Below are 24,780 nucleotides of genomic sequence, written 5' to 3' on the forward strand. Positions count from 1 at the left end.
AAAATAGTTGTTTTTTGTAACAATATTGCTTTAATATTGAAAATATATACAATCACTTTTTGCATATAATAAAAATCGCTTTTATTTATGGTATAATAATGAAAAATTGAAAGGAGATTCAATATGAAACCTTCACAACCACAATCTCAATTACAAAACCAACATTCTATTAATCGACTAGCTCAATCTATTTTCGTTGTGAATCGTCATGCTAAAGCTGCAACTAATCCGAAGTATTTATACTGGTTAAAAAAGACGGCTCTAGAACGTTTAATTGCCGAGAAAAAAGCTATTAAAGAAGGATTACATTTTTCTAGAAATCCACGTTTTAGCCAACAACAATCTGATGTTCTTATACGTTTAGGTGATTATTTTTTCCATATTCCTCCTACCAAAGAAGATTTTCGAATCCTACCACACCTTGGTCATCTTGAATCCTCCTATCGAAATCCGAAAACAACCTTATCTTTAACAGTAGCAAAAAAGACGCTTCAAGATTATATTGGTCCTGAAGCACTGAAACAAGAAAAAAAATTAAGTGAACCTGTCCCATGGTATAGTCGTACTTATACAAAAAAATAAAACAGTTTGGCCATTATTGGCCAAACTGTTTTATTTTTTCTCTTCTTTAATTTTAATATTTGCTTGTTTATAAAAAGCTATTTTTTCTGTGTTGTAGTTTTTGGTAAATTCATTAAACTTATCTTTTTCTGATTCAATATCTTTATACGACTGATTTACTACTTTTACTTTTTCACTAATATCTTTTAATTTTGTACCTTTATCTTGTAACATTGTATATAATTCTTTTTCTTGTTTTAACGATTTACTATAGCTATCATACATCTTGTTAAATGAATCATGTCGTTTCTCATATGTGCTTTTCACTTTATCCGCTTGATCTTTTAATTTCTTATCTTCAATTTTTTTCACATATTTATCTGCTGACTTCACTTCTTCTTGTGCCTTATTTAAAGATTCTTTTTCTTTTTTAAGCACTTTTTCTCTTTCATCTGTATTTTTCACTACTTGGTTCAGTTTTTCCTTAACAGTTTGATTATTATCTTTTCCTTCTTGAACAATCTGGTTATATAATTCTTGTCCCTCTTTTTCTAAAGTTTCAAGTTTCTTTGCATCTTCAAACATTGTTTTTTCTTGCTTTGCAGCATTTTCAAATGCAACATATAATTCCTCTTCTGGTTTTGGCCCGAAACACCCCGCTAGTAAAGTCATTGATAATGCAGTTACAATTGCTAATTTACTATACTTCAACATCTTTTTCCTCCTACTTATATACGATCATCGTGTAAAAAGCTATGAAATTATTTATCCTTTTATTAACTCCACACTCGCACCTTTTTTACGAAAATCATTCATATTATTTATAATGATTGTACAAATTGTATTACTCAAAATTACATTTTCAAACTAAATAGCAGCTTCATTTCTACCTTTTAATTGAAACTTTTTAAAACCTGTTTATACTATGTATTACATAAAAGTACAACGGAATTCATCACAGCCATAATAATTTGGAGAACAACAGTAATAATTCACCTCATAAAAGATGGTCGTTGTTCTGTCACGTCTATCATTCTATCATTCCCTTTCCGCTTTCTATCAAATAATCTCTTTGTTCATTTTACACAGTATAAATGTCATCTTGCAACAACTTACAATTATTCTTTTCATTCCCTAAAAAGGAAAAGTGTAGAGTATGCTTTCCTCTACACTTTAAAAATGAAACACATTGTGCAAAATGCATTGACACATCCAACATAATTATATGCTTATTCCATATATTTTTAAAGACTTTTATTACAATAAAAGTTCTTTTTGTAATAAAAGTCAAAAAAATGTTACATTCAAAACTTCTTTATATCACATTTCTTCAAATCGAAGTTTCATTCATTTCCTTACAAATCCCTATACTGGTACAACTGATTCTGTGCTTTTCTTAACAATTCTTCAAAAGTTTTTCCTTCTATTGGATAACTAGCAGCTCCAAATACTAGATTCATACTAAACAAGCCATTTTCTATTTCACTTTCAATATTTTTCATTAATCGGTTTGTTATTGTCGACTTTTCATGTCCGTTATCAATTGCCACAATTACATACTTATTTTCATCCCACTTAGTAACGACATCCCCTTTACGAATTGTCTTTACAATTGTATTCTCCAATTTTTGTACTAACACCTCCATTTTTTTTTCTTGCACTGTTTCTTTTAGTCCTTTCCATTCTTTCACAGAAAGAATGTACACTGTAATATTATGAGAATCCCGTTCTGATAGAGCAGCTACTTTCTCAAAGAAATCAACTACAAAATCATTACTTGCCATTCCCCCCATTTCCGTATCCGTATCCGTACGCCCGCTCGCTCTTTTATCATACCAATGTCCAAAATAATAGCTGAGTATCATTTGCAATATATAAATAATAAAGACGGTATAAAATGATCGCGAATCCAGTTTTGTAATTACATCCTGAAGCGCAATCCATTCTGTAACTGCCACTGTATTCCCAAGTAATAGTCCACTAATTTTCCCTTTATGTTTCATACTTCTCCTCCCTTCTATACCAATATATGTTTCTATAACAATTATGTTTTTCTACAAAATAAAAAATGTACATATTGAGTGTACATTTACGCTTAAGCTTGTCTACCATTTCTATTCCATTTCATATATATACTATATATCGTTTTAGAAAGGTGGTGATCTATATGCTACAAAAAGAAAATCTATTAGATATTATACGTTTACTAGCCGGTTTTCTGTTATCGTTAAAATTACTGTTTAATTCTTTCGGAGTGAACTTTATTACCAACGATCAAATAGACGCTATTGTAAATGTTGCTTCCTTTCTGTTCATTCTATATTTTGGTTATACAAATAATTATGTAGGTAAAAAAGGAATCGAGCAAAAAAAAGTACTCAAAAAGCACAACCTTCACTAAAAAAAGGAACCTTTCATATAGGTTCCTTTTTTTCATTGTCGCACAACAACTTCATTTGTTTGCAGTGGACCATATGATATTCCATTAGATTGAAATGTATATGTAGCCTGAAACAATGCGTTTTTGAGTGCTTTATCTTTATTTGCTTTTATTTTACAAATTAATTCTACCTTCTCATTTGGTAATAAATTATCGATTCGCCACCTTACAAGCTGGAACAAAAATTCACTCATTCCCTTATCAGCCTTCAGTGAATTTGGGATATATGCAAAATAATCTCGAATCATATGACTTACTACAACTCGTGAAATCATTTCCAGTCCTTTATTTTCAACTTCAATTCGTATAATAAGTATGTCGTTTACATCATAGGTCAGTTCATATGAAAATTTTTCTTTATACATACTACGGATTTGTAATGTAACTGCTACATTCGGACATTCGTTTTCTTTTTTGGATCCATCAATCCATAATACAGGTTGTAGTGGTATTGAACGCCTTCCTTGATCCGAAATTCGTTTCCATATTTTCATAATAATATTCACCCCATTTCAGATGCCTCATTCATACGACTTTATTCTGCCTCTCTACACAACTTGTTACAAACGAAATATAGTTATTACTCTTCCTTTTATCCTATTCGACAATATAAAGAAAAAACCATTTTTCCTCTGTTAACTGAAGGTATTCTTGCTGAAATATTTTTTTACAATTTCCTTCCTTGACTTTATACCAATATTAAGTATTACTCACTCTTTCGCTGCACATACAACAGAATATTTTGACGGAAGAAAAAGTTTGCCTTTTAGTCAAATTTGACTATAATATTCTTTATGGCTTGTGCACTTGTGTAAATTGATTTGAAAGAACTATACTTTATATTTTTATGCGCTGCACTCAAAACTTAATATAGTTTACTTATTTTTAAAGGAGGGTTATATTTGGAATCTCAATTATCAAAAAAAGACTCCAACAAGACAAAATTTGTTGTTGCTGGTTTACTACTTGGTATTTTAATGGCGGCAATGGATAATACAATTGTTGCAACAGCAATGGCAACTATCGTTGGAGACTTAGGAGGATTTGACAAGTTCGTTTGGGTCACGTCTGCATATATGGTAGCAACAATGGCAGGGATGCCTATATTCGGAAAACTTTCTGATATGTACGGACGGAAACGCTTTTATATTGGTGGCCTTATTCTTTTCTTGTTCGGTTCTGCACTTTGCGGAACAGCATCTAGTATTGAGCAACTAAGTATTTATAGAGCAATTCAAGGGATTGGCGGCGGTGCTCTTATGCCTATTGCCTTCACAATTATGTACGATATATTTCCACCAGAAAAACGTGGGAAAATGACAGGGCTATTCGGTGCTGTTTTCGGTACATCTAGTGTATTCGGTCCTTTATTAGGTGCTTATATTACAGACTATATAAGTTGGCACTGGGTCTTCTATATTAATATTCCATTAGGACTTATCTCCTTCTTCTTCATTACGAAATACTACAGTGAGTCTCTAGAATTTAGAAAACAAAAAATTGATTGGGCTGGCGCTATTACACTTGTTATTAGTATCGTTTGCTTAATGTTCGCCTTAGAACTTGGTGGTAAAGAATACGCATGGAATTCCACTGTAATTATTGGTTTATTTACAACAGTTGTTATTATGCTTATTATTTTCTTCTTCGTAGAACGAAAAGCAACCGAGCCTATCATTTCTTTCCATCTATTTAAAAAACCTTTATTCGCAGCTAGCCAAGGTGTTGCCTTTTTCTATGGTGCCGCTTTTATTATCTGTACAGTTTATATCCCAATCTTCGTTCAAGGTGTTCTCGGTGGTTCAGCCTCAAATGCTGGATTAATTTTAACACCTATGATGGTTGGCTCCGTAATTGGAAGTCAAACAGGTGGACAGTTAGCTTCTCGAACAAGTTATCGTAACATTATGATGGTATCTGGAGTTTTCTTCGTTCTTGGTATTTATTTACTAAGCACTTTAACAATGGACACACCTCGCCTACTCGTAACACTATTTATGGTTCTCGCTGGACTTGGTGTTGGTTTCTCGTTCTCAGTTTTAAGTATGTCTTCGATTCATAAATTAGAAATGAGAGACCGTGGTTCTGCTACATCAACAAATTCATTCTTCCGTTCACTCGGTATGACACTTGGTGTAACAATTTTCGGTACCATTCAAAATCACATTTTTACAGATAAACTAAACACTCTCTTCCCTCCTGAACTAGCAAAACTAGCTCCAAAGGGTGGAGACACAAGTTTCTTATTATCACCAGGTGCTACCGATAAAATACCAGCTGAAATATTGACTGGCATTAAAGAGGCTCTTGCTACATCTATTGCTAGCACATTCTTCTGGGCACTAATCCCGGCTGTACTAAGTATTATTTGTATTTTACTTATGGGAAATGAGCGTCTTTTTACAGGACCCAAAACGCACCAAAAACAAAAGCAAGTGAGCTAATATATAGAAAAGAAACGGCATATCCCTTTATGAAAACGGATATGCCGTTTATAATATGTATAAAGTTTTTATATATAGGAGTTGAGACAGCATGAGCATGAAATTAGTCATTCTCGGCTTGCTACTCGAAGGAGATAAACATCCATATGAAGTGCAGCACATAATGAAAGAGCGACAAATGGACTGTTACATTAAATATGCAAAAGGATCACTTTACTATGCCTTTGAGCAATTAGAAAAACAAGGGGCAATTCGTGTTACAACTATTGTTCGAGATACAAATAGACCAGATAAAACAATTTTTCATATAACAGACGAAGGTAAACGGTTATTTCACACGTTACTATTAAAACAATTCGAGGCAAAAAATCAAATATATAAACCAATTTATTCGGCACTCTCTTTCGCTCATTTTGGTGATGATCAAGAGTTAATTCCCATTTTAGAAAAAAAGAAAAATGATACCATTCAATATTTACATAAAATGCAAACTATTTATGATTGTAGCAAAGGACAAATTCCACGTGCACAACTATACATTTTACAAAGCGTTATTGAACATATTACAGTTGAATTACAATGGTTAAACACCCTCCTTACAGATGCAGTTGCAGGGCGACTTTCAGAAATTGATATAGATGAAGGGTAAAATTATAAAGAAGAGGTTGTAAAAAACGATAAAGTTATTTCATGTTAAATTTTAAAACAAGCATAGCCCCGTTCTAATTTAGGACGGAGCTATGCTTGTTTTATTTTCGATATAAATTGAATTTATTATTAAATTGCATAACTAGCATCTTATCTTTGTACAAGTATCTACTTCTTTGTAAGTTTAATCGCACTTCCTTTCAATTCCCCTTACTTTTCTTCACTCTAAAAAACAATAATAATCTGAATAGTAAAAATAAAAAACTTTAGAATTTTCTTATTTTAAAACAGTAGACAAAATTCCAAAAATTGTGTTAGAATTTGTTTCAATATCATATCGCTTGTTAACTTCCTTTCAAAAGGAAAATAGGTACACGAACATTTCGTTTCGTGTTTAAAAGGGAAGCTTGGTGAAACTCCAACACGGTCCCGCCACTGTAAATGCTGAGATTTCTTTTCTATGCCACTGTGAAAACGGGAAGGTAAAAGAAATTATATGAAGCATAAGTCAGGAGACCTGCCTGTTTTAACAACACTGATAGATTCACGGATGATGATGAGGTGTTAAAACAAAAAGGAAGGCTTATTTTCTATGCCTTTGTGCTTTTTGTTATAGGTATTTCCTAGTAAACGGAAATGCTTACTTTCAATTAGGGAGGAATTTAAAATGGCAATTCAAACAAGTAATTTAGGTTATCCACGCATTGGACTACAACGAGAGTGGAAAAAAACATTGGAAGCTTTTTGGTCTAATAAAATTGATGAAGAACAATTTTTAACAAAGATGAAAGAGATTCGCCTTCAACACGTCAAAGTACAACAAGAAAAAGGGATTGAACTCATTCCAATTGGCGACTTTACATATTATGATCACGTTTTGGATACTGCTTATATGCTAGGATTTATCCCATCACGTTTTTCTGAGTTTACCTCTTACCTTGATGTATATTTCGCAATGGCCCGTGGCTCTAAAGATCACGTAGCTTCCGAAATGACAAAATGGTTTAACACAAACTATCACTATATCGTTCCTGAATATGAAGAGGGATTACAAATCTCTTTAAAAGATAATCGTCCACTTCGCTTATATGAAGAGGCAAAACAAGAATTAGGAGTAGATGGAAAGCCTGTTATTTTAGGACCATATACTTTCTTGAAATTAGCTAAAGGTTACACACAAGAACAATTCGCGACTATTTTAAAACAATTAGTTGCACCATACGTACAACTGCTTTCAGAACTACATGCAGCTGGTGCACAAGTCATTCAAGTTGATGAACCGATTTTCGCTTCTTTAACGAAAGAAGAAATCCAACAAGCAAAAGAAATTTATGAAGCTATTCGTAAAGAAGTTCCAAATGCGACTCTTCTTTTACAAACATATTTTGATAGTGTAGAACAAAACTATGAAGAAATCATTACATTCCCTGTATCTGGTATTGGATTAGATTTCGTTCATGGTAAAGAAGGTAACCTACACGCTATTTCAAAATATGGATTCCCAGCTGATAAAACTTTAGCTGTCGGTTGTATAGATGGCCGTAACATTTGGAGAGCTGACCTTGATGAAGTTCTTACGTTATTTACAACGTTACAAAAACAAGTCCAAACGAAAGATTTCATCGTTCAGCCTTCTTGTAGCTTATTGCATACACCAATCGATAAAACAGAAGAAACTCACTTATCGACTGAGCTATTTGACGCGTTAGCATTTGCAAATCAAAAATTAGAAGAGTTAGTTCTTATTCATTCCGCTCTGACTCAAGGTACAGAAAGCATTAGTAAGGAGCTAGAAACATACCGAAATGTACATCACACAATTCGGTCATCTGCTGCACGTAACCGAGAAGATGTTAAAGCAGCACGAACAGCACTAAAAGAAGAAGATTTTTCACGTCCTCTTCCATTTGAAAAACGATACGAATTGCAACAAGTTGCCCTAAAGTTACCATTGTTACCAACAACAACTATCGGTAGCTTCCCGCAAACAACTGAAGTTCGTCAAACGCGAAAAGAATGGCGTAACGGTGTTATTTCAAATGAACAATATGAACAATTTATTGAAAAAGAGACAGAAAAATGGATTCGTTATCAAGAAGAAATTGGTCTTGATGTCCTTGTGCATGGTGAATTTGAAAGAACTGACATGGTCGAATATTTTGGTGAGCGCCTTGCTGGGTTCTCATTCACTAAAAACGGTTGGGTACAATCATACGGTTCCCGCTGCGTAAAACCACCTGTTATTTATGGTGATGTAGCCTTTATTAACGGAATGACTATTAAGGAAACTGTTTATGCCCAAAGCTTAACAGAGAAAGTTGTAAAAGGAATGTTAACTGGACCTGTTACGATTTTAAATTGGTCCTTCGTTCGAAACGATATTCCAAGAAAAGAAGTTTCGTATCAAATTGCATTAGCTCTTCGTCACGAAATTGAACTACTTGAATCTTCGGGGATTCGAGTGATCCAAGTCGATGAACCAGCACTTCGCGAAGGAATGCCGTTAAAAGAAAAAGATTGGGATGCTTATATTACATGGGCAGTACAATCATTCCTTTTAGCAACTTCTTCTGTAGCAAATGAAACACAAATTCATACTCATATGTGTTACAGTAACTTCGAAGATATTGTTGATGCGATTCGCGCATTAGATGCAGATGTGATTTCTATCGAAACATCAAGAAGTCACGGTGAATTTATTGATACATTAAAACATACAACATATGAAAAAGGCATCGGTCTAGGTGTATATGATATTCATAGCCCGCGTGTACCGAGTAAAGATGAAATGTATAAGATCGTAGAACAATCTCTACAAGTATGCGATCCTAAATATTTCTGGATTAATCCTGATTGTGGGTTAAAAACACGAAGAACAGAAGAAGTTATTCCGGCTTTAGAACACATGGTGCAAGCAGCGAAAGATGCTCGTTCCCTTCTAAAAACAAACGCATAACAAAAATGGGTTATCCTTGTTGAGGATAACCCATTTTTTATTCTTTACTTTCAAAAAAGAATTCATATTGTATTTTATATAATTCATCATCCGTTGGTTCTTCAAGTGGCGTTGCTTGTAATACAACCGTATACTCACCATTTGGAATAGGGATTTGAAATTTATTTGAAAGAATACTTGTTACAACGATACATTCATTTTCAACTGTAAACGGAACTGTAACGGTTCTAATCACTTCTTCTTTCTCAATATGTTTCCCGCAGGTCACTTTTACTTCACAAGTATAATCAGAAAGTGCTTCAAAAATAACAGTTCCATCCGCCTTCGCATAACCTCTTTCAAAATCTTCATTCGTCCAGTCAACGTAAGGCTGATCCCCGTCATAGTTCATCAACATTAATTGCGAATACGAAATTGTTAACTCCATAGTTCCCTTCTCCTTCATTATGAAATATGCAACTACTACTTCACGTCAAATTTCACACGCGTACCATCTGGGTATTTATCTAACTTATTTCCTACCCAAGAGCCTGCTCCGCGGTTATCTGCTGGACTTATATATTCAATATGTGCTCCTTTTCCGCCCTCTTTACACATCGCCATTGGCCATTCATCACGATCATATCCTTTTTTTGATGGATATGGAGCTAATGATAATTTTCTTCTATCCGCAGCGCCACCACGGTCAATTGTACAAACTTCTGAATGCCCTTCTTTTATCGCATCCGTAATATGTTTTCCTGTCTCTGGATATCGCTCTTTCGGAAATTCTAGAACTTGATCATACGCATTTGTTTTTTTGATACTTGTTTCCTCTGGAACAAGTACTTCATACACCGCTACTACAATAGAAAGAATTGCAATAATTGAAATGATAATACCTTTTAATTGCTTCATGTATACCTCCATAATTCTACCAGTTTCTTTTCCTCAGTTATTATAACAAACTTCTCCTGTATATGTTTTCAGACATTATTTTGGCTCTTCTTCGCCATTCCGCCAAAAACTCTCATTTTTCTTCATCTTTTCGCTAATGCTGTAGAAAACTAATAACCTTCCGACATTCTTTTTCAAAGGAAGTCCTCATAAAAGATTGAAATGATATATACGATACTTTTTGGGGAGGAAATATTATGGAAGCTACCTATAAAACGAAAGATGTCACGAATAAAACAGGCATCCCAAAACATATAGTTCGCAAATATAGTCAACTGTTAGAGGAACATGGTTATATGATTTCCAAAACAGCTGATGCTCGTATTTATAAACTGGATGATTTAAAACTATTGAAATCTATACATGACAGAGCTGCTACATTGCAAGAAGATATTTCGGAAACGATACCCATTATTTTAAAAGAAAAAGAGGCCCCACCTGTACCAGTTATACAAGACCAGCAAGAAATACAACCGAAAGAAAAAGAAGATGGGCGTAACTTCGAGGAGTTCATGTTAAAACTTGAAATGCTGGCTCAATTAAATGAAGCAATTATTCATCAAAATTCTACCCTTATTACCCAAAATCGTTTAAAAGATGAAAAGCTAGATGAATTGATGCAACAAGTTTATGTAAAAGAAGGCTCTCAAGAAAAAATGCTACAAGAGTTAGTAGATCATGCCGCTCAAACAGATGCCTTGCAAAAAGAAAAGATGGACTTATTAATGAATCATATGTATAAACGAGAATCTAAGCAAGAAGAAAAAATGAATAAACTCGTAAATCAAATTTATAATAAAGACAGCAATCGTGATGCACAACTTATGCAAGTAATTCGCGAAATTCAAGAAACAAAAAGATTAGTCGCAGCTTCAAAAGAACAAGGCTTTTTCCAATCTTTTAGAAGTTTATTTAGCCGAACAAAACAAGAAAAAACAAATGAATAATATAATATATTTTTCCTATATAAAATAAAAAGTTACCTTTCATCGGTAACTTTTATTCCTTATTTCTTACAGCTGGCAATATAATAATCGCTTCAGTCCCTTTTCCACTTTCGCTTTTATATTCCAGTGTACCATTATGTGCTTGTAAAATACTAAATGTTACCATAAGCCCTAATCCTGTCCCTTTTTCTTTTAAAGAATAATACGGTTGTCCTAGCCTTGCTAATTGTTCTTTCGTCATTCCAACGCCACTATCTTTAACTCTTATTACAATCGTTTCATCTTTTTGCATAGCTGTTACTTTTAAATACCCTTTATTTCCTTGTATTGCTTCAATACCATTTTTAACAACATTCATAATAGCTTGCTTCAATTTTGTCTTATCGCCAATCGTATAAAGACTTTCAGAAATCTCAACTTGTAAATATACACCTTGCATCGCTGCAAATGATGACATAAGAGTTGTCATTTCTATTAATTGAGCTGATAAGCAAATATGTTCTTTCTTCTCAATTTGTGGCCTTGCTAAATTCAAATAATCTGAAATAATTTGTTCTGCCCGGTCCAATTCAGCTAATACGAGACGCATATAATCCTTATTCTTCACATCTTCTGTACTTTCTAGCAATTGAATAAAACCACGAACAACGGTGAGCGGGTTTCGAACCTCATGTGCAACACTTGCTGCTAACTCACTTACAATATTAAGCTTTTCTGACTTTTGCATCTCCGTACGCAATATTGCATTTTCATTTAAATATTCTGTTAAGTACACCTGAAATACCATTGTCATAACCATAATAAGCGAAGCAAATATATATCCGCTATATAGGTGGGAAACATACGGTGTGAACCCTGTTTCTAACAGAACGTTAATCATACCGATCACCAAAGAAACAAGTACGTACAATGATGAAATCATAAATGCCAAAATTAGCTTCTTTTCCCTTGAAAACAACGACCATTTCTTTGATAAAAATAATGGAACTATCAATAAAAATATTACTTCTATGACTGGAAGAAAGTTTATTCCCTTTAGCGTCCATTCATATGCAACAAAAATAACGGCCGGGATTAAACCAACAATCCCACCATATAGAAAACCACTAACAATCGGGATTGGGTGAAAGTTATACCCACAAACATCGCCAAAACAAATAGAGTATGTCATGGAGAGAACGAGTGTAATGCTAGATAAAAACATAATAAAGTAGCGGTTCGGCTTCGGAGGCATTTCTTGGTAACGATTTAAACGTATCGCTTCATATAAAAATAGTGGCAAAATTATGATGGCAATTTGGATCATTAAATCACGGATAAGCTCCATAGCCTCTCATCCCCTATATGTATTTTGATATGATTATATCATTTTACAGACGTATTTGTTGTAATATTTTGATTTTTCTTAACATATTTGTTAATTCTTTGTTAACAACGCATAATAATTGTTACAGATTTTCGAAATGAATGTAAACCCTGTACCAAATTTCTGCCGGGCAGTATACAATGAATACGGATTACAAAGAAAATAAAAAATACTTCATGAGACGGACAACTATAGCAAAATACAGCATATAATCCATACTATCTATGTTTACAAATAAGTGATCATTATTTTAGTAGGAGGAAGATAAATATGGCGGGTACTACGCTTGTTTTAAAAGAAGAAAATTTGGTCGTTCTAGAGAATGTTGAAAAATCAGTATATGAAGAGTTGCAGCATAAAACAGGAGATGAAAATTGCACATGTGCTGTGAATGAATCAGTTGTTCACCTTGGCAAAGTATCCTCTGTACTTTGGAATGAAGATGAAATAGATTGGGAGTACGGATATTAAAAGTCGCTGACAGCGGCTTTTTTTCTATTATCCCTCCCTTTCCACACAACATATACGCAAGCGAAATTATAGAAAATATGTTAAAATGAACTTAATTTTCAAACGGAAGAAAGGGAGATACAATGGAACAATTCATTAACCCTAGAGTGAAGGACATCCAAATTTCTGGAATCCGTCAATTCTCTAACATGATTCAAAACTATGATAATCTTATCTCTTTAACAATTGGACAACCTGATTTTCCTACACCTTCTCTCGTGAAAGAAGCGGCAAAACGGGCTATTACAGAAAATTATACAAGCTATACACATAACGCTGGTTTACTAGAATTACGCAAGGCAGCTTGTAACTTTGTAAAAGATAACTATGATTTACATTATTCACCTGAAAACGAAACCATCGTTACAATCGGTGCCAGCGAAGCAATTGATGTTGCATTTCGAACGATTTTAGAGCCAGGAACAGAAGTCATTTTACCTGCCCCTATTTATCCAGGATACGAGCCGATTATTCGATTATGCGGCGCAACACCTATTTTTATCGATGTTCGTGAAACCGGCTTCCGTTTAACCGCTGAAGCACTAGAAAATGCCATTACAGAAAAAACAAGATGCGTTGTACTGCCGTATCCTTCTAATCCAACTGGTGTAACTTTATCAAAAGAAGAACTACAAGATATTGTAGATGTTTTAAAAGATAAAAACATTTTTGTCCTTTCTGATGAAATTTATAGTGAACTTGTATATGAACAAAAGCATACATCTATCGCTCATTTCCCAGAAATGCGTGAAAAGACTATCGTCATTAACGGTTTATCAAAATCTCATTCTATGACTGGCTGGCGTATCGGTCTATTATTCGCACCAAGCTATTTAGCAGGACATATATTAAAAGTCCATCAATACAACGTAACATGCGCTACTTCAATCGCTCAGTACGCTGCAATTGAAGCATTAACAGCTGCTAAAGATGCACCAAAAATGATGCGTCATCAATACAAAAAACGCCGCGATTACGTATATAATAGACTCATTCAAATGGGCTTAACAGTCGAAAAGCCAACAGGTGCATTTTACTTATTCCCCTATGTTGGCCATTTAACAACTTCATCCTTTGATTTTGCACTTGATCTTGTCAAAGAAGCTGGACTTGCCGTCGTTCCTGGAACAGCATTCTCTGAATATGGTGAAGGCTACCTTCGCTTATCCTATGCGTATAGTATCGAAACTTTAAAAGAAGGCTGTGACCGTTTAGAAGCCTTTCTACAACAAAAAGCTAAGAGTTAAACTCTTAGCTTTTTGTTGCATAATGATCACAAGTTTGACGCTTCAGTAATTTATGCGGAATAATGATACACTTTGCAGTAGACTCTGCGTTCTCTACTTTATCAACTAAAGCTTTTGCAGCTTCATATCCTAGCTGATATATATTCACATCCACTGTTGAAAGTGGCGGACTCGAAATTTCTGATAATAAAGCATTATTAAAGCTTACAATTGAAACATCCTTCGGTACAACAAATCCTTTTTTAGAAAGTGCACTTAGCACACCAAGTCCAATCAAATCATCCGTTGCCATAATTGCTGTTGGTGGTTGCTTCAGCCCCATTAATTCCTCCACGGCTTGTTGACCACTTTCTCTTGAAAAATCAAAATGTAAAATATACTCTTTTGGTAATACAATGTCTGCTAATTTTAAAGCATCACTCATACCAGCCAAACGATCCCTCGTTACAAGTAAATCTGATCCACCGCCAATGAACGCGATTTGTTTATGACCTAATGAAATCAAATATTCTGCTACTTCTCTTGCAGCTGTATAATTGTCATTATCTACATATGTAATTTCATCTTTTCGATCATATGGTTTCCCAATTAAAACAAACGGGAAATTTTGTTTATGCAAATATTGAATAATCCGATCATTCTCTCTTGAGTATAAAAGAATAATGCCACCAATTTGGCGTCCCTGCACCATCTTTACAACACCATTAAAAATTTCATCTTCCGTTTCACCTGTCGACATATAAAGCGCATACCCTTCCACATGTGCAAATGAACTAATCCCTCTTATAACTTCTGGGAAAAACGGATTTTGAAAAGCTTTACTTGCAGAACTTGGCATAACAAGGCCAAGTGTTTTTGTTGTTTGATTAGCTAGGTTTCTTGCGTTTAAATTGGGATGATACCCTAGTTCACTCATTACTTTCCGCACACGACGCTTTGTTTTTTCACTTATACTTGGATTATCAGCAATTACACGAGAAACGGTAGATGGTGCTACATTCGCCTTCTTCGCCACATCTTTAATTGTAACTGTCATAAAAATCCCCCTCCTTTCACTTCTCTGCCATTTTATATATATTTTTAATCTTGCACCCGTTGCAAGTAATAGGAGAAGTCATAAACTTTCATTGATTCTATCTTGCAAAAACTATCATATTCTCCCTCTCCATGTATTGTAAGGGATATAGCTCTTTTTTCCTATACTATAATATACTATTTATTTCACTTCTTTTCATATATGATGTCAAATCTCTTTTCATCTCCCTATAATTTTTTATAGGGAAATGAAAAGAAAAATGGGACGTAATGTCCCATTTTTCATCCTTTCGTACCTCCAGCAGTTAAACCAGAGATAAAGTATTTTTGTAATGATAGGAATAAAATTGAAATTGGGATTGCAATCAATACTGATCCCGCTGCAAACGTTGTAAATTCATTACCAAATTTCTTCGCTACCATTTCATATAATCCAACTGCTAACGTATAATTTTCTGGCGTGCGCAAAATAATACTCGCTAAAATGAAATCTGTAAATGGACCGATGAAAGTAAATAACGCTACAACTGCTACGATCGGCTTTGCAAGTGGCATAATGATTTGCCAAAAAATACGGAAATGTCCTGCTCCATCCATACGAGCTGACTCATCCAATTCTTTCGGAATCGTATCAAAATACCCTTTCATAAGCCATGTATTCATTGGAATTGCCCCGCCCACATAAATTAAAATTAATGCAAGGTGCGTATCAATTAATCCTGTTAACTGTGCTAATACGTACAGAGCGATTAACGCTGCAAAGTTTGGAATCATTTGCAAAATTAAAAATGTTAATAAACCATTTTTTCTTCCAACAAAACGATATCTCGAAAATGCATAAGCAGTAAAACTAATTGCTAACACTGAGAAAATCATCGTTAAAACACTTACTTTTAATGTGTTTTTATACCATAGTAAATAATTACTATTCTCTAAATCTAATAACTTACGATAATGATCTAATGTTGCATTTTGCGGAATAATACTTGACCCGGATAAACTATCACCCGGATTAAACGATGAGCCAATAATCCATAATAATGGATAGAAAATGATGGCACACATTACGAAAATAACGAAATAACTTAATGAGAGACGTAACATCTTTTGTCTTTTAATATTCATTTACATCATATCCTCTTCTTGGAATGATTTTGTTCTCTTAAATTGCCATAACGCAACTGTAATAACGATTAACGATAAGATCATTGTAAGAGCTGCTGCTTTTCCGTACTGTGCCGAAGTCATCGTTAACTTATAAATCCATGAAATTAAAATATCTGTTCCCCCTGCGTCTTGTCCAGCTACAGCAGGACCTCCGCCGTTAAATAGATAGATGATACTAAAGTTATTAAAGTTAAACGTATATTGCGTAATTAATATTGGTGCTGTTGCATATAGAACAAGTGGCAATGTAATTTTACGAAACTGTTGCCAAGCTGTAGCTCCATCTACTGTAGCTGCTTCATATAATTCTCCTGGAATCGATTGCAGTATACCGGTCGTCATCGCAAAGACGAACGGGAATCCAAGCCACGTTTGAATCATAATTAAAGCAATCTTCGCCCAAAATGGATCTGTCATCCAAGCAATCTTTTCGATTCCAAATACAGCCAATACTTGATTGTTAATTGCCCCAAATGTTTCATTAAACATACCAGAGAAAACAAGAATAGATACGAATGCTGGAACTGCCCATGGTAAAATGAAGATTGTTCGAATAATTGCCTTCCCTTTAATACCAGGCTGATTTACGATAATCGCTAAGAAAATACCAAGCGCAACTTGTAATGTCGTTGCAACAAATGTCCAAATGACAGTCCAAGAAAATACACTTAAAAAAGTCTCTCTCCACATCGGTAATGTAAAGATATCAATAAAGTTTTTAAATCCTACCCAATCTACTAATTTAGCTGGAGGAGAATGATATAAATCATAGTTCGTAAATCCAATTAAAATTACGAAGATGATTGGAAATACAACTACAAAGATAAGTAATAGAAAACCTGGTGAAACCATTAAATATGGAAAACCTTGATCTAGTAAATTACGGTATTGCTCTTTTACAGAGTTTAATGGTATTCCTATATCACGTTTCTTTCCGTTTTGGTATGCATCATATAAATTAAATGCATATATTCCGAGCCCAAACACGATGACGATGAGTGCCAAAATTCCTTCTACTAATAGAAAGACAGAATGATCACGTGGAACTTCTGTACCAAGCGTTACAATTCCCCATAATCCCATATTTAATAAATCAGCAAATGCTACAATAAATGAACCTGTTAATACAAGAAAAATAAGACCTTTTACAAATTGCTTATTATACATTTGGCCCACGCCTGGAATGATAGATAACATGGTTGCCATTTTCCTATGCTTTGAACCGTTTAAAGCGTTTGCTGGTTCCATAGATGTTTGCATGTTCCTTCCCCCTTTTTTCTGGGAGAGAATTCGTACCCCTCATATGAGAGGCACGAATTTCACCTTATTTTTTCTTACTGTGATTTGCCTCAATATTACCTTTAATTTGCTTCACTGCATTATCAAGTGCTGCTTTTGGTGCCTCTTTATCCGTAACGACTAATTGAAGCGCATCTCCAGCAGGTTTCCATACTTCTTGCATTTCTGGAATGTTCGGCATTGGAATTCCATTTTCAGATTGTGTTGCAACTGCTTTTGCAGCTTCGTTATCTTTAATAATTGGATCTTCCATTACTGCTTTTACTGGAGGAATTTCTTTTGTTTTCTCAAATCGAATTTTTGCGTTCTCTTCATTCGTTACCCATTCAGTGAACTTTGTAGCTAAATCATTCTGTTTAGAGAAACTTGTTACATGCCATCCTTTAACTCCAACAAATGTTTTCATTGGTTGACCATTCGGTAATTTTGGCATTGGAGCAACGCCATAATCAATTCCGTTCTTTTCCATTGCTTGGAACGCCCATGGGCCATTCATGATAGACGCTGCTTTTCCTTCGTTAAACAGTCCATCAGCAGCAGGTCCACCAGATTCACCGATAATACCTTTCGGGAATAGCTTTTCTTTATACCATTTTTGAAGATATTCAGCACCTTGTACTGCTCCGCTATTATTTAATCCAACATCACTTGCATTTGGCTTTCCATCTTTTTCGCCAAACACATAACCACCCATACCTGCCATGAATGCATTAGCAAAGTAGAAGTTATCTCCTAATGCTAAAAATCCGTACTTGCCATCTTTCGTAAATTCTTTTGAGAAATTAAACAGCTCGTCCATTGTTTCTGGTGCTTTTGGCATCAATTTTTTATTATAAATAAAGACTGGTGTCTCAATTGCTTTTGGTAAACCATATAATTTTCCGTTATATGTCTGTGCTTCTATTGATGAATCAGTAAATTTACTCTTTACAGCATCATCAGCTTTCACTTCAGAAAGTAAACCTTCTGTTACTGCGTTTCCGATTTGATCATGTGGCAATGTTACAACATCTGGTCCCGTCCCCGCTGGTCCATCAAGGCGTAATTTCTTCACTTGATCGGTCATTTGCATTTCAACAACTTTTACTTTTACTTTATATTTTTCCTCAAAGCTTTTCACTGCTGGTTCTAAACCAACACCTTTTTTATCATCTTCCCAAACAAGAAGATCGTAATCTTTCTTTGCCTTACTTTCTTCTTTTTTCCCTGAATCTTTCGGTCCACATGCAGATAACATACCAATTGATAATGCTGAAACCGTTAATAATGATAATGCTTTCTTCATCCCAAAAACCTCCCTGAATTGTATATGTACCTTACTAATTGAAAACGTTTGCATTTAATAGTTTAATAGAAGCGCAAACAATATCTCAATCTATGAAAACGTTTGCGCTATTTGTCTATCATTATACATTCTTTTATTCATTTTGCAAATATTAATTTTAAAATATTATTACTACACTCTTTATACATTGACTTTATATGAAATGAATACTACTCTTATAAGCAATATTAAATCTATGCAAAAAGCAATCGTTTGCAACATATGCTTTATTATTATACGTAAGGGAACAATATGCATGGAGATATTAAAGGGGGGATTTTCTATATGCTTAAAGAAGCCATTTATCATAGGCCAAAAGATAATTACGCATACGCTTACGATGAAAAAACAATTCATATCCGAATACGTATGAAAAGAGACGATATTCAAAGCGCCACTCTTGTTTATGGTGATCCTTATGATTGGAAAGACGGGAAATGGATTACATCACGTACACCGATGAAAAAAACTGGTTCTACTGCATTGTTTGATTTCTGGTCCATTTCCATTGAACCAAAATTTAAGCGCTTACGTTATGGTTTCGAATTAAACACGGAGACAGAAACGCTTATTTATACAGAGCGAGGATTTTTTTCTAGCATTCCAAATGATGACGTTGGTAACTTTTTCTGTTTCCCATTTATTCACGCACATGATGTATTCAAAGCGCCTTCCTGGATTAAAGATACTGTCTGGTATCAAATTTTCCCAGAACGGTTCGCGAATGGAGATCGTGCACTAAATCCAGAAAACACCCTTCCTTGGGGCAGCGCTGAGCCTACTCCAAATAATTTCTTCGGGGGAGATTTTGCTGGTATTATTCAAAACCTTGATTATCTTGTTAAGCTTGGAATTTCGGGAATATATTTCACACCTATTTTCAAAGCACATTCAAACCATAAGTATGACACAATTGACTATATGGAAATCGATCCACAATTTGGCACAAAAGAAACTTTTAAAGAACTCGTTCAGGCATGTCATACACACGGTATAAAAGTAATGCTCGATGCCGTATTTAATCACAGCGGATACTTTTTCGATAAATTTCAAGACGTACTAGAAAAGGGTGAGCAATCAGCATATAAAGAGTGGTTCCATATTCATGAGTTCCCAATTAAAACTGATCCAGTTCCAAATTATGATACTTTCGCGTTTACACCGTATATGCCTAAATTAAATACAGCACACCCAGATGTAAAAGAATACTTACTTGAAGTAGGGCGTTATTGGGTAAGAGAATTCAACATAGACGGTTGGCGCCTTGATGTAGCAAATGAAGTCGACCATAGCTTTTGGAGAGAATTCCGAAGTGAGATAAAAGCATTAAATTCTGAAGTATATATTTTAGGTGAAATTTGGCATGATGCACTTCCATGGCTACAAGGAGATCAATTTGATGCTGTAATGAGCTATCCCGTTACAAATGCGCTACTGTCTTACTTTGCTAACGATTCCATTAAAGCAAATGAATTTATGAAACAAATCACAGAATCTCTACATTCCTACTCTATGAATGTAAATGAAGCAGCGTTTCATTTATTAGATAGCCATGATACACCAAGAATATTGACAACCTGTAACGGAGATAAAAATAAGTTAAAGTTACTTTATGTATTCCACCTTTCTTTCATCGGCTCTCCTTGCATTTATTACGGAGACGAAATTGGTATGGATGGCGGTATGGATCCAGATTGTCGCAAATGTATGGTTTGGGATACGAAAGAACAAGATCATCTATTATTTACACATGTACAAACATTAATTTCATTACGAAAGCAATATAAAGCATTTGGAGGACATGGTACTTTCCAATTCATTGAAGCAAATGATGAATATAATTATATTTCTTATACGAAAACGTATGAAGATGAAACGATCTTTTTCGTTTTAAATCCGACTAACAGTGACATTACAGCTTCACTCCCTCTCCATATTACTGGAAAGAAAATCATTAACATTTATACAAATGAAGAATTTTCAGCGGAAGCAAGTGTATTACAAGTTACACTTCCTCCATATGGATTCTCCATATTAAAATGGTAATCAAAAAATCCTTATACCGAAGTGGTATAAGGATTTTTCTTATTTCAATTTGAATACCATCGCTTCATACGGACGTAACGTCATGTTTTCTATCGATCCACTCACTACGTCGTCGTAATTGTGTATGAATAACTCTGCCTCACTATAACTAATGTCCTCAGGTAATTCCAACACACATTCTTCCGCAGTAAAGTTTGCAATAACAACAAGTTTTTCTTCTCCATATGTTCTTACGTATGCAAAAATAGATGGATTATTCTCCAATATTAAATCATATGATCCATACACAATAATCTCATTATTTTTACGTAACTCAATTAATTTTTTATAGTAATAAAAAATTGAATCTTTATTTTGGATCGCTTGTTTCACATTAATTTCTTTGTAATTAGGGTTTACCGTAATCCAAGGCTTACCTGTTGTGAATCCTGCATGATTCTGATCGTCCCACTGCATCGGTGTTCTAGCATTATCTCGTCCTTTTATATAAATAGACTGCATCACTTTCTCTATATCTTCACCGCGCTCTATAACTTTTTCCTTATACATATTTAATGTTTCAATATCTCGATATTCATCAATCGATTCAAATCGAACGTTCGTCATTCCGATTTCTTCTCCTTGATAAATATAGGGTGTTCCTTTCATCATATGAAGCACCGTCGCTAACATTTTCGCAGATTCAATGCGATACATTTCATCATTACCAAAACGAGATACAACGCGAGGTTGATCATGGTTATTCCAATACAGACTATTCCATCCCGTATGCTCTAATGCTTTTTGCCATTTCGTTAAATTCTCTTTTAAAGTAAGGAGTGAACATGGTTTTACATCCCATTTTCCGCCTTCTCCTGAATCTAAATCCATATGTTCAAATTGGAATACCATCTGCAGTTCTTTACGTTCTTCCCCAGTATACAATTTTGCTTCTTCCGTTGTTACACCAGGCATTTCACCAACCGTCATAATATCATAATGAGACAATACTTCTTCATTCATTTCATGTAAATATTTATGAATGTTTGGGCCGTTCATAAAATGCTTATGACCTGAAACATATCCCTCTTCCTCTGTTTCAACAGTCGGTAATCCCTCTTCTTTAGAAATAAAATTAATAACATCCATACGGAAGCCATCAATTCCTTTTTCTAACCAAAACTTCATCATTTCATAAACATCTTGTCTTACCTTTTCATTATCCCAATTTAAATCTGGCTGTTTTTTAGAAAACAGATGTAAATAATATTCATCTGTCATTTCATCATACTGCCATGCAGATCCGCTAAACGCTGCTCCCCAGTTATTCGGCTCTTTTCCTTCTTTTCCAGGGCGCCATATATAGTAATCTCTATATTTATTATCTTTTGATTTACGTGATTCAATAAACCAATTATGTTCATCAGAAGTATGATTAACAACTAAGTCCATCATAAGTTTCATATTCCGTTCATGCATTTCATGTAATAGTTCATCCCAATCTTCCATTGTTCCGAACTCATTCATAATTTTACAATAATCACTTATATCATAACCATTATCGTCATTTGGAGATTCATAGACTGGTGATAACCAAATTACATCAATCCCTAATTCTTTTAAGTAATCTAACTTTGAAATAATACCACGAAGATCCCCAATCCCATCACCGTTACTATCCATAAAGCTACGAGGATAAATTTGATATACTACACTTTCTTTCCACCACTGTTTTTCCATTATGCTACCCCATTTCATTCATAATTCAATTTTCTCTTTTTAAGGCGCAAACGTTTTCATTAATGAATGATAACAGATTCTATCTTAATTTAAAATAGCGCTTACAACTTTTATTATTATTTTTCTAGGCAAATATACGAAAATTACTAATATTCCTCTCACATATGAAAACGTTTTATTTTTTTGTTTATTTTTTGAATCTATTCGTTTATAATGAACTCAAAGAAAACGTTTGCATAATTTTTTCTAGGGGGAAATACCATGGCAGAACTGAAATTAGAAAACATTTATAAAATATATGATAATAACGTAACAGCTGTAACCGACTTCAATTTGCACATTCAAGATAAAGAGTTCATCGTATTTGTCGGTCCTTCTGGATGCGGAAAATCTACAACATTACGAATGGTTGCTGGACTTGAAGATATTTCAAAAGGAGAGTTTTCAATTGATGGTAAGCTAATGAATGATGTCCCTCCAAAAGATCGCGATATCGCAATGGTCTTCCAAAACTACGCTTTATATCCACATATGAGTGTGTATGATAATATGGCATTTGGATTAAAACTTAGAAAAATACCAAAAGATGAAATCGATCGTCGTGTGAAGGATGCAGCAAAAATTTTAGGACTGGAACAATATTTAGATAGAAAACCGAAAGCATTATCCGGTGGACAACGTCAACGTGTTGCGTTAGGGAGAGCAATCGTCCGAGACGCGAAAGTGTTCTTAATGGATGAGCCTTTATCTAACTTAGACGCTAAATTACGTGTTGCAATGCGCTCAGAAATTTCTAAGTTACACCACCGCCTTGGAACGACAACAATTTATGTAACGCATGATCAAACTGAAGCGATGACAATGGCTTCTCGTCTTGTTGTTATGAAAGACGGAAAAATTCAACAAATCGGTACTCCAAAAGAAGTATATGAAACACCTGAAAACATTTTTGTTGGTGGATTTATCGGCTCTCCAGCGATGAATTTCTTCCGTGGTAAATTAACTGAAACCGATTTCGTTATAGATAATGCAATAAAAATTAAAGTAACTGAAGGCAAAATGAAGATGTTACGTGAACAAGGCTATGTAAATAAAGACATTGTTTTAGGTATTCGTCCTGAAGACATTCATGATGAACTATTATTTTTAGAAGCTTCACAATCTACTACCTTTACAACAAAAATCGAAGTCGCTGAATTGTTAGGTGCTGAATCTATTTTATATATGAAACTGGGAGATCAAGATTTTGCAGCACGTGTTGATGCAAGACATACATTTTCACCTGGTGACCAAATTAAACTAGCATTTGATATGAATAAAGCACATTTCTTTGATAGCCAAACCGAACAACGTATTCGTTAAAAAATAATTTTCAACAATATAACATACAAAAAAACCGTCCACATATATTGAGGGCGGTTTTCATTATTATACGAGGGCTTCTACTGTATGAAATGATTGTCCTTTCGTGCCAATAATACCGAAAATCGGTAAGTCACTCAGCACCACTTCTTCTTGCTGTTTCATAAAAGATGACGTTAATTGTTTTATCTCTATCCATACGTCATTAATACAAAGTACATTGGAATCGTTCTCTTGTTGGCGTGAAAAAATAGAATCTATTTTATATAAACCAGCATTTTGAAAAAGCATATCAACGCGACTGAATGCATTCAAAGTAACACTGATAACGCGTTGCCAATCTCCTTGTTTTTCCATATCATAGGATACAAAAAGTGCTTCTCCGCCTAGATTCGTAATTTCCTCCACTGTTGCTTGTCCACTTTCTTGATCGATGTCCGTCACAATTACTTTTGCGCCTTGTTTAGCCAACAAAAGAGCTGTATTACGTCCAATACCGATGCCACCGCCAGTTACGATGGCAACTTTTCCTGCAAGCTTCATTTTCATTACCCCTTCTATAAGTCTTACCGTCATTCAGTATACTCTTTTATGAGATTAGTCTGCAAGCAAGAAAAGTTGCTTATTTATTTGTAAGCGATTACTTTTTTACTCCTTCTTTTTTCTTACTATTACGCTGATCGAACACTAAACCGATGAAAATTAAAATCCCCCAAAAGATTACGCTACCTCCAGTCATTTCAATTTCCCCCTTATTATATAAATATATGATT

23 protein-coding genes and 1 riboswitch are annotated in these 24,780 nt (G+C 34.4%); of the genes, 10 read left to right on the forward strand and 13 right to left on the reverse strand.

Features of this window, described 5'->3' with window-relative positions; translation table 11 throughout:
• The first annotated feature begins 123 nt into the window (after window positions 1-123).
• Window positions 124-582, forward strand: coding sequence for a YkyB family protein (locus tag Q9B79_RS09040; RefSeq protein ID WP_000804864.1), 459 nt, complete (start codon window positions 124-126; stop codon window positions 580-582).
• 30 nt (window positions 583-612) lie between these two features.
• On the opposite strand, the gene Q9B79_RS09045 is transcribed toward Q9B79_RS09040, so the two are convergent.
• Window positions 613-1,275: a YkyA family protein gene (locus Q9B79_RS09045; protein ID WP_306183568.1), complete on the reverse strand. Its 663-nt coding sequence runs from the start codon at window positions 1,273-1,275 to the stop codon at window positions 613-615.
• 641 nt (window positions 1,276-1,916) lie between these two features.
• Window positions 1,917-2,564, reverse strand: a complete 648-nt coding sequence (locus tag Q9B79_RS09050) for a diguanylate cyclase domain-containing protein (RefSeq protein ID WP_306183570.1) — start codon at window positions 2,562-2,564, stop codon at window positions 1,917-1,919.
• Window positions 2,565-2,728: 164 nt separating this feature from the next.
• On the opposite strand from Q9B79_RS09050, the gene Q9B79_RS09055 reads away from it, so the two are divergent.
• Window positions 2,729-2,962 (forward strand): phage holin, encoded by a 234-nt coding sequence (locus tag Q9B79_RS09055; protein WP_306183573.1) that lies wholly within the window; start codon window positions 2,729-2,731, stop codon window positions 2,960-2,962.
• Between the two features lie 32 nt (window positions 2,963-2,994).
• On the opposite strand, the gene Q9B79_RS09060 is transcribed toward Q9B79_RS09055, so the two are convergent.
• Window positions 2,995-3,495 carry a hypothetical protein gene (locus tag Q9B79_RS09060; RefSeq protein WP_306183575.1) on the reverse strand — a complete coding sequence of 167 codons (501 nt, stop codon included), beginning with the start codon at window positions 3,493-3,495 and terminating at the stop codon, window positions 2,995-2,997.
• A gap of 408 nt (window positions 3,496-3,903) precedes the next feature.
• Here Q9B79_RS09060 and Q9B79_RS09065 point away from each other — a divergent pair, with 408 nt between their 5' ends.
• From Q9B79_RS09065 to metE, 3 genes are all read left to right on the forward strand, one after another.
• Complete coding sequence (locus Q9B79_RS09065) at window positions 3,904-5,445, forward strand: MDR family MFS transporter (RefSeq protein ID WP_306183577.1); 1,542 nt, start codon at window positions 3,904-3,906, stop codon at window positions 5,443-5,445.
• A 91-nt stretch (window positions 5,446-5,536) separates the two neighbouring features.
• Entirely contained in the window at window positions 5,537-6,094 is a 558-nt protein-coding gene (locus Q9B79_RS09070; protein WP_306183579.1) for a PadR family transcriptional regulator, read from the forward strand.
• Window positions 6,095-6,444: 350 nt separating this feature from the next.
• Window positions 6,445-6,632: riboswitch (cobalamin riboswitch) on the forward strand.
• Window positions 6,633-6,760: 128 nt separating this feature from the next.
• Window positions 6,761-9,049: a 5-methyltetrahydropteroyltriglutamate--homocysteine S-methyltransferase gene (metE, locus tag Q9B79_RS09075; RefSeq protein WP_306183581.1), complete on the forward strand. Its 2,289-nt coding sequence runs from the start codon at window positions 6,761-6,763 to the stop codon at window positions 9,047-9,049.
• 37 nt (window positions 9,050-9,086) lie between these two features.
• On the opposite strand, the gene comJ is transcribed toward metE, so the two are convergent.
• Both comJ and nucA read right to left on the reverse strand, forming a co-directional pair.
• Window positions 9,087-9,476 carry a competence protein ComJ gene (gene comJ / locus Q9B79_RS09080; protein WP_074606329.1) on the reverse strand — a complete coding sequence of 130 codons (390 nt, stop codon included), beginning with the start codon at window positions 9,474-9,476 and terminating at the stop codon, window positions 9,087-9,089.
• Between the two features lie 35 nt (window positions 9,477-9,511).
• Window positions 9,512-9,946, reverse strand: coding sequence for a DNA-entry nuclease (gene nucA / locus Q9B79_RS09085; protein WP_000811502.1), 435 nt, complete (start codon window positions 9,944-9,946; stop codon window positions 9,512-9,514).
• A 236-nt stretch (window positions 9,947-10,182) separates the two neighbouring features.
• Between nucA and Q9B79_RS09090 the strand changes: the two genes are divergently transcribed.
• Window positions 10,183-10,932 carry a DUF3967 domain-containing protein gene (locus Q9B79_RS09090; protein ID WP_306183585.1) on the forward strand — a complete coding sequence of 250 codons (750 nt, stop codon included), beginning with the start codon at window positions 10,183-10,185 and terminating at the stop codon, window positions 10,930-10,932.
• 52 nt (window positions 10,933-10,984) lie between these two features.
• Here the strand turns inward: Q9B79_RS09090 and kinB are convergent, their stop codons facing one another.
• Complete coding sequence (gene kinB / locus Q9B79_RS09095; RefSeq protein WP_098521602.1) at window positions 10,985-12,259, reverse strand: sporulation sensor histidine kinase KinB; 1,275 nt, start codon at window positions 12,257-12,259, stop codon at window positions 10,985-10,987.
• 309 nt (window positions 12,260-12,568) lie between these two features.
• Here kinB and Q9B79_RS09100 point away from each other — a divergent pair, with 309 nt between their 5' ends.
• A complete protein-coding gene (locus Q9B79_RS09100; RefSeq protein ID WP_000929281.1) occupies window positions 12,569-12,769 on the forward strand; it encodes a hypothetical protein in 201 nt (66 codons plus the stop codon).
• Between the two features lie 122 nt (window positions 12,770-12,891).
• On the forward strand, window positions 12,892-14,055 hold the full coding sequence (locus Q9B79_RS09105) for an aminotransferase A (protein ID WP_306183589.1): 1,164 nt from the start codon (window positions 12,892-12,894) through the stop codon (window positions 14,053-14,055).
• 4 nt (window positions 14,056-14,059) lie between these two features.
• Here Q9B79_RS09105 and malR read toward each other — a convergent pair whose 3' ends face one another.
• From malR to Q9B79_RS09125, 4 genes are all read right to left on the reverse strand, one after another.
• On the reverse strand, window positions 14,060-15,091 hold the full coding sequence (gene malR / locus Q9B79_RS09110) for a maltose operon transcriptional repressor MalR (RefSeq protein ID WP_306183591.1): 1,032 nt from the start codon (window positions 15,089-15,091) through the stop codon (window positions 14,060-14,062).
• A 281-nt stretch (window positions 15,092-15,372) separates the two neighbouring features.
• On the reverse strand, window positions 15,373-16,215 hold the full coding sequence (malD, locus tag Q9B79_RS09115; RefSeq protein WP_001022595.1) for a maltosaccharide ABC transporter permease MalD: 843 nt from the start codon (window positions 16,213-16,215) through the stop codon (window positions 15,373-15,375).
• On the reverse strand, window positions 16,216-17,517 hold the full coding sequence (gene malC, locus Q9B79_RS09120; RefSeq protein ID WP_306183593.1) for a maltosaccharide ABC transporter permease MalC: 1,302 nt from the start codon (window positions 17,515-17,517) through the stop codon (window positions 16,216-16,218).
• A 64-nt stretch (window positions 17,518-17,581) separates the two neighbouring features.
• Complete coding sequence (locus tag Q9B79_RS09125) at window positions 17,582-18,841, reverse strand: extracellular solute-binding protein (RefSeq protein ID WP_000709918.1); 1,260 nt, start codon at window positions 18,839-18,841, stop codon at window positions 17,582-17,584.
• Window positions 18,842-19,165: 324 nt separating this feature from the next.
• On the opposite strand from Q9B79_RS09125, the gene Q9B79_RS09130 reads away from it, so the two are divergent.
• Complete coding sequence (locus Q9B79_RS09130) at window positions 19,166-20,926, forward strand: alpha-glycosidase (RefSeq protein WP_306183595.1); 1,761 nt, start codon at window positions 19,166-19,168, stop codon at window positions 20,924-20,926.
• Window positions 20,927-20,965: 39 nt separating this feature from the next.
• Here Q9B79_RS09130 and malL read toward each other — a convergent pair whose 3' ends face one another.
• Window positions 20,966-22,645 carry an oligo-1,6-glucosidase gene (malL, locus tag Q9B79_RS09135; protein WP_306183597.1) on the reverse strand — a complete coding sequence of 560 codons (1,680 nt, stop codon included), beginning with the start codon at window positions 22,643-22,645 and terminating at the stop codon, window positions 20,966-20,968.
• Window positions 22,646-22,906: 261 nt separating this feature from the next.
• On the opposite strand from malL, the gene Q9B79_RS09140 reads away from it, so the two are divergent.
• Complete coding sequence (locus Q9B79_RS09140) at window positions 22,907-24,007, forward strand: ABC transporter ATP-binding protein (protein WP_306183599.1); 1,101 nt, start codon at window positions 22,907-22,909, stop codon at window positions 24,005-24,007.
• A gap of 66 nt (window positions 24,008-24,073) precedes the next feature.
• Here the strand turns inward: Q9B79_RS09140 and Q9B79_RS09145 are convergent, their stop codons facing one another.
• Window positions 24,074-24,583 (reverse strand): SDR family NAD(P)-dependent oxidoreductase, encoded by a 510-nt coding sequence (locus Q9B79_RS09145; protein WP_029438077.1) that lies wholly within the window; start codon window positions 24,581-24,583, stop codon window positions 24,074-24,076.
• A gap of 64 nt (window positions 24,584-24,647) precedes the next feature.
• Window positions 24,648-24,746, reverse strand: a complete 99-nt coding sequence (locus Q9B79_RS09150) for a hypothetical protein (protein WP_000145657.1) — start codon at window positions 24,744-24,746, stop codon at window positions 24,648-24,650.
• Window positions 24,747-24,780: the final 34 nt, after the last annotated feature.

This window comes from Bacillus sp. MHSD_36, from assembly GCF_030757775.1.
Taxonomy (GTDB): domain Bacteria; phylum Bacillota; class Bacilli; order Bacillales; family Bacillaceae_G; genus Bacillus_A.